12 protein-coding genes are annotated in these 13069 nt (G+C 73.7%); 7 read left to right on the forward strand and 5 right to left on the reverse strand.

Annotation, left to right across the window (positions count from 1 at the left end; translation table 11 throughout):
* The first annotated feature begins 71 nt into the window (after positions 1 to 71).
* Complete coding sequence (locus ABD140_RS37840; protein WP_344247514.1) at positions 72 to 1064, forward strand: ATP-binding cassette domain-containing protein; 993 nt, start codon at positions 72 to 74, stop codon at positions 1062 to 1064.
* Entirely contained in the window at positions 1061 to 1858 is a 798-nt protein-coding gene (locus ABD140_RS37845; RefSeq protein WP_344247498.1) for an ABC transporter permease, read from the forward strand. Before ABD140_RS37840 ends, ABD140_RS37845 begins: the two co-directional genes overlap by 4 nt.
* Before the next feature lie 51 nt (positions 1859 to 1909).
* Here the strand turns inward: ABD140_RS37845 and ABD140_RS37850 are convergent, their stop codons facing one another.
* Together ABD140_RS37850 and ABD140_RS37855 are read right to left on the reverse strand one after the other, a co-directional pair.
* Positions 1910 to 2797: an acyl-CoA thioesterase gene (locus ABD140_RS37850; RefSeq protein ID WP_344247516.1), complete on the reverse strand. Its 888-nt coding sequence runs from the start codon at positions 2795 to 2797 to the stop codon at positions 1910 to 1912.
* A 4-nt stretch (positions 2798 to 2801) separates the two neighbouring features.
* Complete coding sequence (locus ABD140_RS37855) at positions 2802 to 3203, reverse strand: DUF427 domain-containing protein (RefSeq protein ID WP_344247500.1); 402 nt, start codon at positions 3201 to 3203, stop codon at positions 2802 to 2804.
* A 161-nt stretch (positions 3204 to 3364) separates the two neighbouring features.
* On the opposite strand from ABD140_RS37855, the gene ABD140_RS37860 reads away from it, so the two are divergent.
* The 5 genes from ABD140_RS37860 (at position 3365) to fusA (ending at position 9703) form a co-directional block, all read left to right on the forward strand.
* The gene (locus ABD140_RS37860; RefSeq protein ID WP_344247502.1) at positions 3365 to 3781 is read left to right on the forward strand and encodes a pyridoxamine 5'-phosphate oxidase family protein; all 417 of its coding nucleotides are present in this window, start codon (positions 3365 to 3367) and stop codon (positions 3779 to 3781) included.
* Positions 3782 to 3883: 102 nt separating this feature from the next.
* Positions 3884 to 4177, forward strand: a complete 294-nt coding sequence (locus ABD140_RS37865) for an ArsR/SmtB family transcription factor (protein WP_344247504.1) — start codon at positions 3884 to 3886, stop codon at positions 4175 to 4177.
* A gap of 20 nt (positions 4178 to 4197) precedes the next feature.
* Positions 4198 to 5202 carry an LLM class flavin-dependent oxidoreductase gene (locus ABD140_RS37870; RefSeq protein ID WP_344247506.1) on the forward strand — a complete coding sequence of 335 codons (1005 nt, stop codon included), beginning with the start codon at positions 4198 to 4200 and terminating at the stop codon, positions 5200 to 5202.
* Positions 5203 to 5259: 57 nt separating this feature from the next.
* On the forward strand, positions 5260 to 7305 hold the full coding sequence (locus ABD140_RS37875; RefSeq protein ID WP_344247508.1) for a phosphocholine-specific phospholipase C: 2046 nt from the start codon (positions 5260 to 5262) through the stop codon (positions 7303 to 7305).
* A 328-nt stretch (positions 7306 to 7633) separates the two neighbouring features.
* Positions 7634 to 9703, forward strand: coding sequence for an elongation factor G (gene fusA, locus ABD140_RS37880; protein WP_344247510.1), 2070 nt, complete (start codon positions 7634 to 7636; stop codon positions 9701 to 9703).
* Between the two features lie 70 nt (positions 9704 to 9773).
* Here the strand turns inward: fusA and ABD140_RS37885 are convergent, their stop codons facing one another.
* From ABD140_RS37885 to ABD140_RS37895, 3 genes are all read right to left on the reverse strand, one after another.
* Entirely contained in the window at positions 9774 to 10898 is a 1125-nt protein-coding gene (locus ABD140_RS37885; protein WP_344247518.1) for an ROK family protein, read from the reverse strand.
* 84 nt (positions 10899 to 10982) lie between these two features.
* Positions 10983 to 11693 (reverse strand): ABC transporter ATP-binding protein, encoded by a 711-nt coding sequence (locus tag ABD140_RS37890; RefSeq protein ID WP_344247512.1) that lies wholly within the window; start codon positions 11691 to 11693, stop codon positions 10983 to 10985.
* Positions 11690 to 12730, reverse strand: coding sequence for an ABC transporter permease (locus tag ABD140_RS37895; protein ID WP_344247520.1), 1041 nt, complete (start codon positions 12728 to 12730; stop codon positions 11690 to 11692). Before ABD140_RS37895 ends, ABD140_RS37890 begins: the two co-directional genes overlap by 4 nt.
* Positions 12731 to 13069: the final 339 nt, after the last annotated feature.

The raw sequence follows: 13069 nt of genomic DNA on the forward strand, positions 1-13069 counted from the left end.
TTCAAGCTAGTGTCGATCGAGGACGGGGAACGTCCGCATCGGTTCCTAGTGTGCGGGGCATGGACGACCCGATCATCACGGCCCGCGGGCTGTCGAAGACCTTCACCGCGGCGCGCCGCAGCGTCACGGCCGTCGCCGGTCTCGACCTGGACGTGGCCGAGGGCGAGCTCGTCGCCTTCCTCGGCCCCAACGGGGCGGGCAAATCAACCAGTATCCGGATGCTCACCACCTTGCTGCCGGCCACCTCGGGGACGGCGCGCGTCGCCGGACACGACGTGGCGCGTGAGCGCGCCAAGGTGCGAGGCGCCATCGGCTATGTCGGGCAGGGCAACAGCGCCGGGCACAACCAGCGGGTGCGCGACGAGCTGCTCAGCCAGGGCGCGTTCTACGGGATGGGGCGGCGCGACGCCGCCCGGCGCGCCGATGAGCTCCTGGAGTCCCTGGAGCTCGCGCCGCTCGCCCGCCGCGGTGTCCTGGGCCTCAGCGGCGGTCAGAAACGCCGTCTGGACGTGGCGCTCGGCCTGATGCACAGCCCGCGCGTGCTGTTCCTCGACGAGCCGTCGACCGGCCTGGACCCCCAGAGCCGCGCCCATCTGTGGGAGCACGTCCTGCAGCTGCGGCGCGCCGCCGGAACGACGGTCTTCCTGACCACCCACTACCTGGAGGAGGCCGACCAGTTCGCCGAGCGCGTCATGGTGATGGACCACGGCCGCGTCATCGCCGACGACACCGCCTCCCGCCTGAAGTCGCGGCTCGCCGGGGACACGGTCACCGTCGGGTTCGCCGACCCGGAGGGGGCGCGGGCGGGCGAGGCGGTGGTGGCGCGGATGGCCGGACGCGAACCCGACCGGGTGGACGCCGTCACGGTGCGGGTGGCGGCGGACAAGGCGGACGTCCTGCTCGCCGATCTCGTCCGGGCCCTGGACGCGGAGGGCGCCCCCGCCGCGCGGATCACCCTGCGCGAGCCGACCCTCGACGACGTCTTCCTCTCCCTGACCGGCCGCAGCCTCCGCGACACCGGTGACGCCCCCGCTCCCGCCGACGACACTTCGGAGACCCGATGACCGCCACCGTTCCCCCCGCCGTCCGCGCCGTGTCCGCGACCGCGGAGAATCCGCTCCGCGACACCTGGAACGTCTTCGTCCGCGAGTCGCGGCCGGTCCTGCGCGACCCGTTCTCGATGATCTTCAGCCTGCTGCAGCCGCTGGTCTTCCTCGGCCTGTTCGGGCCGCTGCTGATCGGCTCCTCCGGTGCTCCGGCCGGGGAGACGCTCACCTGGTTCGTGCCGGGCATCCTGGCGATGACCGTCCTGTTCGGCTCCGGCTCCACGGGTGCCAACCTGCTGATGGAGATGCAGACCGGCTCCCACGAGCGGACCCTCGTCGCCCCCGTCGCGCGTTCGGCGCTGCTGGTCGGGCGTGCCCTGAAGGAGGTCGCTCCGACCATCGCCCAGGCCGTCCTCATCGTGGCGGTCGCCCTGCCGTTCGGTTTCCGCGCCTCCTTCGCCGGGCTCGTGGCGGGGCTGGTGCTCCTGGCGGTCTTCGGGGTGGGGCTGGGCGCCTTCAGCTACGCGCTGGCCCTGGCGAGCCGGGAGAAGGACTGGATGTTCTGGGCCGTCCAGCAGTCCGTCATCTTCCCCCTGATGATCCTTTCGGGGATGCTGCTGCCCTTGGCGGAGGCGCCCGCCTGGATGCGGGCGGCGGCGTCGGTCAACCCCATCAGCCACATCGTCTCGGCCGAGCGTGCGCTGCTGGCGGCCGACCTGTTCTCGGAGGCCGTCCTGAAGGGCTGGTGCGCGGCTCTTGTCCTGGCCGTCGCGGGTCTGGCCGTCGGTATCGGGGCGATGCGCCGGCACTGATCCGCCGCCGTCCGTCCGGAGACCATCGGCCTCCGGACGGACGGCGGCGCGTCACAGCCGGGATTCGACCGGCATGGCGGGCTGGGAGTCGAAGGCGCGGAGCATGGCGTCCTGGGTGAAGGAGGCGATGAGGCGTCCGTCCCGGGTGAGGATCTGGCCGCGGACGTGGCTCATTCCGGCGCCCGCGTAGGTGCTCTGGTGGTGGTAGCGGATCCAGCCGTCCCAGGTGAGGGGCTCGTGGAAGTGGATCCCGATGGCCAGCGGGGCGGTGGAGAGCGTGTGGTGGGACTGGGCGGTGCCGACGCCGGGGTGGGGGCGCATCGTGGTGGACAGGGACAGGTGGCCGGTGAAGTGCGCGAGCAGCGCGCGGCACAGGTCGTCGCGTGCGGGGACGGGGTCGTAGCGCAGCCAGGCGTCCAGGACCGGCGGGCCGACCTCGTCGGGGTCGTCGCGTCTGCGGACGCCTTCGAGGCGCAGCTCCCTGCCGGGCAGGGGCATGGGGGAGGGGAACGCGGCCTCGGGTCCCGCGGGGGCCGGGCCGGTCCAGTGGTCGTGCCGGACGACGTCGGGCGAGGGGCGGTCCAGCAGCACGTTGGCGGTGGCGCGGACGCGTTCGCCCTGGGCGGCGGTGACCGTGGTGAAGGCGAACGAGCGGCCGGCCTTGACCGGCGTGACGGTGAAGTCCAGGGGCGCGCCGGGGTCGGCGGCGGAGGCGAACATCATGTGCGCGGAGCGGGCCGTGTGGTCGGGGAAGGCCTTGTCGGCGGCCACGACGGCCTGGGCGAGCAGCTGGCTGCCGTCGACGACCCGGCGGGCGCCCCCCGCCCCCCCCCCCCCCCCCCCCCCCGCCCCCCCCCGCCGCTGTCGCCGGTGAAGCGCCGGTTCTCGGCGTCGGCCGGGACGACGTCGAAGATGGCGAGCATGCGTTCGAGCGATGATTCCGTCACGGGCGCACTCCGGTGTAGCGGCCTTTGCCGAGGGAGACCTGGACGTGGTCGAGGTCGAAGGCCAGGTATCCCGCCAGCCGGGCGACCTGGGGGAAGGGCTCGGGGTAGCTCCAGGCGAGGCCGGGGCCGCCGCTTCCGGCCGCCCGCCAGTAGACCGCCCGGCCTTTGAAGGGGCAGACGGTGCGGTCGCCGATCGGTTCGAGGCGGGAGAAGTCGACGGAGTCCGGGGGGAAGTACACCGCCAGGCCGTGGTCCTGCTCGTCGACGACGACGCAGGCGTCGCTGTGGGCGAGCAGGGCTCCGTCGAGGGCGGCGGTGAAGACGTTGGTGCGGTACAGCAGGTCGACGCGGTAGTCGGGCCGGTCGGGGTACAGGGACCGCACGGGTGTGGTGTCCATGCCTGGAACCTCGCTTCAGGAGAGTACTTGCAATGATTTTAATGATTGTCGGTGTGGAGTGAGAAGACCGTGTGGCGGTGCTTCCAGAGGCGGGGGCGACGGTTCCGCGCCGGTGCGGGAGGGCAGGATGGGCGCGGAGGAACCGGAGAGAGGGGAACGCCATGGCCGCAGCGGAGTCAAGGAAGCTGGTCGAGCTCGACACCGAGGAGTGTTTCGAGCTCTTGGCGCCCGGCGGGGTGGGCAGGGTCGCTTTCAGCGACTTCGTCGGTCCTGCGGTCGTGCCCGTCAACTACGTCCTGGACGGCAGGGCCCTGGTGTTCCGGACGGCGATAGGTGGCTGGCTCGACCAGGCCCTGACCACCTCGATCGCCGGCGCCGACGTGCGCATCGCCTTCCAGGTGGACGATTTCGACCCCGCCGCCCGCACCGGCTGGAGCGTTCTGGTCCGCGGGGGAGCCCACCACGTCTCGGTCGGCGAGACGAGCGGCCTGCTGGTCGACTCCTGGGCCGGGGAGGACCGCCAGTCCTACATCCGCCTGACCCCCAGCGAGATCAGCGGCCGCCGCGTGCGAGCCTGACGCTCCGGCGCCTTCTGGTGGGGTGAGGAGCGTCATGGTGCGGGAGGTCCGCGCGAGCGCATAGTATTTCGTTAATTAGCGAAATGCCGAAAGGCGGTGGGCGTGCTCGGGGAGTGCAAGGCCCTGGCGAACGAGACGCGGCTGCGCGTCCTGGAATGGCTCAAGGACCCGCAGACGCACTTCCCGGCGGGCGCCGCGGAGACGGCGGCGCTGGGGGTGTGCGTGGGCCTCCTGCAGCAGAAGGCGGGCACCTCGGCGTCGACCATGTCGGCGCACCTGGCCGTCCTGCAGCGCGCCGGCTTCGTCCAGGCGACCCGGCAGGGCCAGTGGACGTACTACCGGCGCGACGAGGCCCGCATCCGCGACTTCGCCCAGCGGCTCCACCGCGACCTGTGACGCACGAAAGGTATCCGACCATGTCGACCGCACTGTCCCTCCTCGACCTCGTTCCGGTGGCGCCCGGCCAGAGCCCGCGCGCCGGTTTCGAGGCCAGTGTCGAGCTCGCCAGGGCGGCGGAGCGCAGCGGCTACCGGCGGGTCTGGTACGCCGAGCACCACAACATGGCGTCGATCGCCTCCACCGCCACCAGCGTCCTCATCGGCCACATCGCGGCGCACACCGAGACCATCCGGCTCGGCTCCGGCGGCGTCATGCTGCCCAACCACTCCCCGCTGGTGATCGCCGAGCAGTTCGGCACGCTGGAGACGCTCTACCCCGGCCGCATCGACCTGGGCCTGGGCCGCGCGCCCGGCACCGACCAGAACACCATGCGGGCGCTGCGCCGCAGCAACACCTCGGCCGACACCTTCCCCCAGGACGTCCTGGAGCTACAGGGGTACCTGAGCGGCCGGTCCCGGGTCCCCGGCGTGCAGGCCGTACCGCGCGCCGAGGGGATCGTGCCCCTGTACATCCTGGGCTCCTCCCTGTTCGGCGCGCAGCTCGCCGCCCAGCTCGGCCTGCCCTACGGGTTCGCCTCCCACTTCGCCCCGGACGCCCTCCACCAGGCGGTCGAGCTGTACCGGGACACCTTCGAGCCGTCCGAGCAGCTCGCCGAGCCGTACGTCATCGTGGGCGCCAACGTGTTCGCCGCCGACGACCACGACGAGGCCGCGGCGCAGAAGACCGTCGCCTACCGGTCGCGGGCGCGCGCCATGATCTCCCGCGGCCCGGCGGGCCGCGACCTCACCGACGACCAGGTCGACGCGTTCCTGGACTCCCCGGGCGGCCAGCCCCTGAGGGCGATGACCCGCTGCACCGCGGTCGGCACCCCGGAGGAGGTCCGCGCCTACCTGGAGGAGTTCGCCGCCTCCACCGGCGCCGACGAGCTCATCCTGGCCCACCACGCCCAGTCGCTCACCGACCGGATCCGCTCCGTGGAGCTCACCGCCGCCGTCATGGCAGGGAATTTCGCGGATTCGTGACCCGGGGGACACCGATCCGCGTTCGGATCGTCATGCCGCGCTGTCACAACATGATCCATGCAGACCTCCCGGCGACGCTTCCTGACCGGTGCGGCGGCCACCGCCGCCGCCTCCGCGCTCCCGCTCTCCCTCCAGAAGGCCGTGGCGGTGGCCGCGCCGCCCGGCGGGCTCGCCTCGATCGAGCACGTGGTGTTCCTCATGCAGGAGAACCGCAGCTTCGACCACTACTACGGGACGCTGGCGGGAGTGCGCGGCTTCGGCGACCGCAACGCCATCAAGCGCCCCAAGGGCAAGAGCATCTTCGAGCAGCCCGGATTCGCCCGCGACGTCCTGCCGTTCTCGATCCGCGACGCGATCGGCTTCGATCTGCGCCCCAAGACCGCGCAGCAGTTCGTCGCGGGGCTCCCGCACACCTGGCCCGACGCCCAGGCGGCGCTCAACAAGGGCTGGAACGACCGCTGGGTCCACGCCAAGACGCCCGGCACGATGGCGTACTACGACCGCCAGGACCTGCCGTTCCAGTACGAACTCGCCGACACCTTCACCCTCTGCGACGCCTACCACTGCTCGCTGCCGGGAGGCACGAACCCCAACCGCATGTTCCACTGGGGCGGCAACGTCGGCTATGAGCCCGACGGCAAGCGCACCACCGGCAACAGCGCCTACGCCGACAGCCACCCTGGCTACAAGATGACCCCTTACGTCGACCGCCTCACCGCGGCCGGCAGGACCTGGCGGGTCTTCCATGAGTGGGACAACTTCGACGACAACGCGCTGGAGTACTTCGCGTCGTACCGCGACCTGGCCAAGAAGGCCCTGTCGGCCACCACCTACCGATCCATGAACGCCTTCTACGGCGCGGTGGGCAGGGCAAAGGACCCCACGGCCCTGTTGGACCAGCTGGAAAAGGGCTACGCGGGCCTGACGGCCGCCGAGAAGAGCGCCTTCGACAACGGGCTGCGCCGCACCAAGAAGGGAAACCTCGGCGCCTACTTCCGCGAGGAGGCACACGCCGGACGCCTTCCGAACGTCTCCTACGTCGTCGCACCGGCAGCGGAGAGCGAACACCCCGGCAGCTCCGCCCCCGGACGCGGCTCCGGCATCACCTACGACATCCTGGACGCCATCGCCTCCGACCCCCGGCTCTGGGCGACCACGGCCGTCTTCATCACCTACGACGAGAACGACGGGTTCTTCGACCACGTCCCGCCGCCCGCCCCGCCCGCGGGCACCCCCGATGAGTTCGTGGACGGCAAGCCCCTGGGCCTGGGCCCCCGCGTCCCCATGCTCATCGTCTCCCCGTGGACGGTCGGCGGCTTCGTCTGCTCGGAGGTCTTCGACCACACCTCCACGATCCGCTTCGTGGAGAGCTGGCTGGGCGTCGAGGAACCCAACATCGGCCCCTGGCGGCGCACGGTCGCCGGCGACCTGACCTCGGCGTTCGACTTCACCGCCACCCGCTCCCGCCGGACGGTCGGCGAGCCCGCCCCCGACCCCGGCGCCCGGCCGCTCCTGCCCGCACTGCCGCCCCTCTCCCAGAAGACGCCACGGCAGGAGCCCGGCCACCGCCCGGCCCGCCCCCTGGCCTACCGCACCGAGGCCTCGGCCCGCCTCACCGGCACGACCCTGACCCTCACCCTCCAGGACGAGGGCGCCCGGGGCTCGCACTTCGCCGCCTACCCGTATGCGGGCGAGCTCCCCGCCCCGCGCCACTACGACGTGCGCGGCACCGTCACCGACGAGCTGCCCGTCACCGGCGGGTACTCCCTCACCCTGACCGGCCCCAACGGCTTCCGCCGCGAGTTCGCCGGCACCGCCGCGGGCAAGGCCGCCGGAGCCGGCGTCTCCTCCCGCCAGGACCGCCGCACCCTCGTCATCGCCCTTGAGAACCCGACCCCCCACACCCTGACCTTCACCCTGAAGTCCCTCGCCTACGCGGCCCTGGACAAGACCGTCACCCTGGCCCCCGGAGCCGCCAGGACCCTGCGCCACGGCACCGAGAACGGCTGGTACGACCTGACCGTCACGACCACGCAGGACCCCTCCTTCACCCGCCGCCTCATGGGCCACCTGGAGAACGGCCGCCCCAGCATCACCGGCTGACCCGGAGAAAAACCGGTTTCGGCGGCAGAGGCCTTCTCTCTACACTCGAGCCGATGCGGTGCGAACGGCACCGCCCGTACGTTGCGACCAGGGGAGGGAGACGGGCATGCGCCACCGCATCACCGCCGTCTCCCCCCGGTCGCGGTACGACGTGATCCCGGTGTCTCCGGCCGCCCGGTGCCGGCTGCGCGCCCGCCACCGGAAGCCCGCGACGAACGCCTGACCCGCCCCCCGGCGACGAACGAGTCGCCTCGCGCGGTGTCCTTGTGAGCCGTTCGCGCGGGAATCGCGCTGCTCAGCTTCCCGGAACACCGAAAGGCACCGAGCCGTGCGCACCCCCCGCTTCACCTCCGGCGACCCGTTGGCCTGCGTCCGCAACCTGGGCATCCTCGCCCACGTCGACGCCGGAAAGACCACGGTCACCGAACGGATCCTGTACCTCACCGGCGCCACCCACAAGCGGGGCGAGGTCCACGACGGGACGACCGTCACCGACTTCGACCCCCAGGAGCGCGACCGCGGCATCACCATCTTCGCCGCGGCCGTGAGCTGCGTGTGGGACGGCCACCGGATCAACCTGATCGACACGCCCGGCCACGTCGACTTCTCCGACGAGGTGGAGCGCTCGCTGCGCGTGCTCGACGGCGCTGTCGCGGTGTTCGACGCCGTCGCGGGCGTCGAGCCGCAGAGCGAGGCGGTCTGGCGGCAGGCCGACCGGCACGCCGTGCCGCGGATCGCGTTCGTCAACAAGATGGACCGCGCCGGGGCGGACCTGGACGCCGCGGCCCGCTCGATCCGGGAGCGGCTGAAGGCCGTCCCGCTGGTGGTCCAGCTGCCCGTCGGGCAGGAGGACGCGTTCACCGGAGTGGTGGACCTGCTCCACATGCGCGCGTCGACCTGGAGCGCCGGCTGCGACGTCCGCACGCAGGGGCCGGTGCCCGACGCCCTGCGGGAGGAGGCCGAGCGGCGGCGCCGTCTGCTGGAGGAGGAGGTGGCAGGGCTGCACCCGGGCGCGCTGGAGGAGTTCTGCGCGCGCGGCACCGTCTCCGGCGAGACCCTCGCCGGGGCGCTGCGGGACCTGACCCTGAGCGGTGAGGCCGTCGTGGTGCTGTGCGGTGCGGCGTACCGCGACTGCGGTGTCGAGCCGCTGCTGGAGGCGGTCGTGGCCTACCTGCCCTCCCCGCTCGACGTGCCGCCGGTACGGGGCGCCTGGGACGGCGCCGTGCAGGAGCGGGCGGCCGACCCGGCCGTTCCGTTCGCCGGCCTGGTGTTCAAGGTGAACTCCACCGCCACGGGGCGGTTGACATACGTGCGCGTGTACGCCGGAACGCTGCGGAAGGGGGACGTCGTGCTGGACGCCGGAGCGCACCGTACGGAGCGGATCGGCCGGATCCTGCGCGTCCAGGCCGACCGGCACGCCGAGACGGACCGGGCGGCGGCCGGGGACATCGTCGCGGTGGTCGGTCTGAAGGCCGCCGGCTCCGGGGCGACCCTGTGCGCTCCGGCGGCTCCGCTGCTGCTCGAAGCGCCCGCCGCCGCGGACCCGGTGGTCTCGGTGGCGGTCGAGGCGCGCAGGCGCGGTGATGTCGACCGGCTCGCCGCGGCGTTGGCGCGGCTGGTCGAGGAGGACCCCTCCCTCGTGGTCCGCGCCGACCCCGAGACCGGCCAGACGGTGCTGTCGGGCCTGGGCGAGCTGCACCTGGAGGTGGCGGTGGAGAAGATCCGCCGCTCCCACGGCCTGGAGGTCGGTGTCGGCCGGCCCCAGGTCGCCTACCGCGAGACCGTCGTGCGCGGCGTGTCGGGCCTGGTGTACCGGCACGTCAAGCAGGACGGGGGCGCGGGGCAGTTCGCGCACGTGGTCCTCGACGTGGAGCCGCTGGAGCAGGACGCGGCGGCCGGGGGCTTCGTGTTCGCGTCGACCGTCACGGGCGGGCGGGTGCCCCGGGAGTACGTCCGCGCGGTGGAGGCCGGTTGCCGGGACGCCCTCGCCGAGGGCCCCCTCGGCGGCCATCCGGTGACGGGTCTGCGGGTGACGCTGACCGACGGGGCCACGCATCCCAAGGACTCGTCGGAGCTGGCATTCCGGGCCGCGGGCCGGTTCGGGCTGCGCGAGGCGCTGCGCACGGGCGTGATGGCGCTGCTGGAGCCGGTGGCCGAGGTCACGGTCACCGTGCCCGACGACGCCGTCGGCACGGTGCTCGGCGACCTGGCGGCACGGCGCGGCCGGGTCACGGGCCAGGCCGCGCGGTCCGGCACCGCGGTGGTCACCGCGACCGTGCCGCTGGCCGAGCTCTTCGGCTACGCGACGCGGTTGCGCGGCCGTACCCGGGGCCGTGGGACCTTCACGACCCGGGCGGCCGGTTACGCCCCGGCGCCCGGCGGCACGCCGTCGCCGTGAACCCCGGGAGGGTCCCGTCCGGTACCGGGCGGGACCCTCCCGGCCGCACGGAGGCGGGCCCTCCCCGCCGTCAGGTCAGGGAGCGGTCCACCGCGTCGGGGGAGAGGGTCTCCTCGATGACGAGGACGGCGGCGCCGATGATGCCGACCTGCTCGCCCAGCTCGGAGACGCGGATGTTCAGGTGGGCGGTGGCCAGCGGGAGGGAGCGGCTGTAGACGCTCTCGCGGACGCCGGCCAGGAGGTGCTCGCCGGCGTCGGCGAGCTCGCCGCCGATGACGATGACGCCCGGGTTGAAGAAGTTGACCAGGGAGGCCAGCACCTGGCCGATCTCCCGGCCGGCCTGGCGGACCAGGGTGACGGCGGTGCGGTCCCCGGCGCGCACGAGGCGCACGACGTCCCAGGCGGTGTCGGCGTCGAGGCCTTCGGCGCGCAGGCGGGCGGCCAGGGCGCCGCCGCCCGCGACGGCCTCCAGGCAGCCGGTGTTGCCGCAGCGGCACAGGGCGTCGGCGGCCTCGGCGCTGGCGCGGATGTGGCCGATGTCGCCGGCCGCGCCCTGGGCGCCGCGGTGGAGGCGGTGCTCGGTGATCAGGCCGGAGCCGATGCCGGTGCCGAGCTTGACGAAGATCATGTGGGCGGTGCCGCGGCCGGTGGACCAGTGCTCGCCGACGGCCATGATGTTGACGTCGTTGTCGACCAGGACGGGGGCGCCCAGGCGGGCGCCGAGCCGGCCGGGGACGTCGAAGCCGTCCCAGCCGGGCATGATCGGGGGGCTGACGGGGCGGCCGGTGCCGTGGGAGACGGGGCCGGGCAGGCCGACGCCGACGCCGCACACCTCCGCCAGGGTGTGGCCGGTCTCGGCGAGGAGCCCGGTGAAGGCCTCGATGAGCCAGTCCAGGACCTTCTCGGGGCCCTCGGCGATGGCGATGCCGGCGCGCCGCTCGGCCAGGACGCGGGCGCCCAGGTCGGTGACGGCGGCCCTGGCGTGCATGACGCCGAGGTCGGCGGCGAGGACGAGGCGCGCGCCGGTGTTGAAGGTGAAGGCGGTGGCGGGGCGCCCGCCGGAGGAGACTGGCCCCTCGGCGGGGACGATCCACCGGCGGTCCAGCAGCGCCTCCAGCCGCAGCGTCACCGTGGACCGCGCGAGACCGGTGAGCTTGACCAGGTCGCTGCGGGTGCGGGCGTGGCCGTCGCGCATGAGGGCGAGCAGCGCGCCGGCGCCGGCGGTCTCGGTGGTCACCTCGGGTCCCCCTCTCCCCAGGGGAAGACTATACGCCGTCAGTCAGCGCAGATTTGCTCGGTCATCGTCGGAAGCGGCCCCCCTCAGGCGGCCGTCGCGGACCTCGGCGACGGCGTCGGCGGCGCCCAGCAGGGAGCGGTCGTGGGTGACCACGACGGTGGCGACGCCGCGCCGGCGGGTCAGGCCGGTGAGCAGGTCCAGGACGGCGGCGCCGCGTTCGTGGTCGAGCGCGCTGGTGGGCTCGTCGACCAGGAGGACGGCGGGGTCGTTCATGAGGGCGCGGGCGATGTTGACGCGCTGGCGCTGGCCGCCGGAGAGCCGGTGGGGGCGGCGGTCGGCCTGGTCGGCGAGGCCGACCGCCTCGAGCAGCTCCAGGGCGCGGGCCCGGTCGGGGGCGCGTCCGGCGAGGTGGGCCATGACCTGCAGCTGCTCGGCGGCGGTCAGGGAGGGCAGCAGGTTGGGCTGCTGGAAGACGATGCCGACGGCGGTGCGGCGCAGGGCGGTCAGCTCGGCGCGGCCCAGCCCCCGGGTGTCGGTCCCGGCGATGGAGACGCGCCCGCTGTCGGGGGTGATGAGGGTGGCGGCGACGGCGAGCAGGCTGGACTTGCCCGAGCCGGAGGGGCCGACGACCGCGGTGAGGGTGCCGGCGGGCACGTCCAGGCTCACCTCGTCCAGGGCGGTCAGGCGGTCGGCGCCGTCGGGGTAGGTGAGGGTGACATCGGACAGGATCAGACCGGGGCGAGGGGCGTTCATCGTGCACTTCCCAGGGCGGTGAGGGGGTCGACGGAGGTGATGCGGCGGACGGACAGGGCGGCACCGGCCGCGCCGAGGGCGATCATGACGGCCATGGGCACCAGGACGGTGGAGACGTCCAGGACGAAGGGGACCGTGCCGCCGACGGCGGCGCCGACGCCCGCCGCCAGGGCGGTGCCCGCGCCGGTGCCCAGCACCAGCAGGACCACCGCCTGGCCGAGGGCGTCCCTGAGCAGGTAGCCGGTGGAGGCGCCCAGCGCCTTGAGGATCGCCACGTCCCCGCTGCGCTGGATGGTCCACACGGTGAAGAAAGCGCCGATGACCAGGGCGGAGATGGCGAACAGGAAGCCGCGCATCAGCTGCAGGGAGCCGTTCTCGGCGGTGAAGGAGCCGATCGCCTGGAGCGCGTCGTCCCGGGCGACGGTCCGCGTGCCCAGCTCCCGGTCGGCCGCCGCCAGGTCGGCGCCGGGCGCGGTGTCCAGCGCCACGACGGTGGCCCGTCCTCCGGTGAAAGGCACCCACACCACCGGGGTGTGGCTGTACATGGCGTCCCCGGCGACGGAGGCGACGACGGCACGGCGCCCGCCCAGGGTGAAGGAGTCCCCGGCCGCCAGGCCCAGCTCGTCGGCGGCCTGCTCGGACAGCACCACGGCGCCGTCCCGCAGGGGGGCGGGGGCCAGGCCGGAGTCCGGCCGGACGCCGAAGGCGGACAGGGCGGCGGCGGAGGAGCCCGCCTCCCCCCTGGTCATCGCGATGCTCAGCGGCTCGGCCTTGCGCACCCCGGGCACCCGCGACCACCGCTCCCAGGCGTCGCGGTCGAGGCGGGAGTCGGTGAAGGACACCTCCCGGCCGTCGGCGGGGGCGGCGAAGGCCAGGTGGTCGGCGGGCAGGCCGGTCACGGCGGAGGTGTTCTCCCGGCCCAGTCCCGCGGTCAGTCCCGACAGCAGCCCCACCAGCACCGTGATCAACACGATCACGGCGCCCATGAGGGCGAAGCGGCCCTTGGCGAAGCGTAGATCCCTCCAGGCGACGAACACGTTCATCCTCATCTTTCGGCGGTGGCGCCGGACCCGCTGCCCGGCGTGCCTCCACCGTCGCGGTTCGGCCGCCGCCGCGGCATCGGGCGCGGGCACGGCCGCCGGTGGCCGAAGGGGCCACCGCGGCCTCCACCTTTCGGACGATGCCGTGCCCGGCCGCGGTCACCTACCCTGACCAGGTCAGACGTCTACGGCAGCCGGTGAGAGATGTGGTGCACGATCATTCCCTGACGCCGGCCCTGCGGGTGCTGCGCGGCTGCCTCCACCTGATGGTCGCCGGCCTGCTGGCCCTGGCGGCGGGCCGGGCGGCGGCCGGCGGCGCCGCGGACGCCCCGGCGG

Origin of the sequence: Actinocorallia libanotica, from assembly GCF_039525175.1 — a bacterium.
GTDB classification, from domain to species: Bacteria; Actinomycetota; Actinomycetes; order Streptosporangiales; family Streptosporangiaceae; genus Actinocorallia; species Actinocorallia libanotica.